The organism is Mesorhizobium australafricanum (assembly GCF_033977265.1).
Classification (GTDB): domain Bacteria; phylum Pseudomonadota; class Alphaproteobacteria; order Rhizobiales; family Rhizobiaceae; genus Mesorhizobium; species Mesorhizobium australafricanum.
The window spans coordinates 1-1,159 of record NZ_JAVIIT010000059.1; the positions used below are offsets into that span (position 1 = coordinate 1).

General features: G+C 60.6%; 1 protein-coding gene. It reads left to right on the forward strand.

Translation table 11 applies throughout. The annotated features are described in order from the left end of the window. The first annotated feature begins 120 nt into the window (after window positions 1-120). Window positions 121-1,152 carry an ISAs1 family transposase gene (locus tag RFM98_RS31155; RefSeq protein WP_320312291.1) on the forward strand — a complete coding sequence of 344 codons (1,032 nt, stop codon included), beginning with the start codon at window positions 121-123 and terminating at the stop codon, window positions 1,150-1,152. The last annotated feature ends 7 nt before the right edge of the window (window positions 1,153-1,159 follow it).

The window sequence follows — 1,159 nt, forward strand, 5'->3', positions numbered from 1 at the left end:
GGCAGGGGAATCGCATATGGCTTTTTGGGACTTGAAGTTGGGCTAGGAAGAGATTCTTTGGGCAGGCAGTCGAACTGAGGAGAGACTGCCATTTCGAGCCTAGAGAGCTATTTCGGCGCGCTGCCCGATCCGCGCGCTGGCAACGCCACGCATCGGCTTGGCGACCTTATCGTGATGATGATCGCCGCAAGCCTGTGTGGGGCAAGCAATGCGACGGAGTTCTCGCTGTTCGCACAAGAGCGCAGGCAAGCACTCTCGCGGTTGATCGATTACGAGGTGGCGCCCAGTCACGACACCTTTTCGCGGTTGCTGCGGTTGCTTGACCCTGAGGCGTTCGGGCGCGCCTTCGCCGCCTTTGCCGCAGGCTTCGCGCGCGCCTGCGAGGAGGTTGTCGCGCTCGACGGCAAGGCACTGCGACGGGCCTATGAGAAAGGTCTTGCGGCCAGTCCGCCGCTGACGGTGTCGGCCTTTGCCGCCGAGACACGGCTGTGTCTGGCAGCAGTGTCGCCCGGCGCGGGTGAGAATGAGGTCGAGGCTGCCCTTAAGGTCGTCGAACTCATTGATCTTACGGGCAGAATGGTTACAGCCGACGCACTTCACTGTCACAAGCGCATGGCAAAAGCCATCACCGACGGTGGCGGCAACTACCTGCTCGCGCTCAAGGGAAACCGCCGTCATTGGGTTGCTCGTGCCGAGCAACAACTGGCCGAGATCACCCCCGATTTGGCGGAGCGGGCTGAAACCAGCCATGGTCGTGACGAGTGGCGCCAGGCCGAGGTCGTGGCTGCAGCCGAACCGCTGATGTCAGGCCATAAAGCCTTCATCCGTATCACCTACCGACGCGATCAGGATGAACCGCTAACGCGCCTGTTCATGGCCTCGACAGTGCTGTCGTCGCAGCAGGCGCTCGACCTCACAAGGGCTCATTGGCAGATCGAGAATGGGCTGCATTGGATGCTCGACGTTCACCTGGACGAGGATCTGAGCCGTGCCCGCAAGGACAATGCTCCGGCCAACACCGCTCTGCTCAATCGAATCGCCAGAAATATCCTTCAGGCCGCAGATGCCGACAAAGTTCCAATCAGCCACCGCATCAAAAAATGCGCCTGGAATGACGCCTATCTCATCCAGGCGATAACTCATATGCGATAGCCCTGCC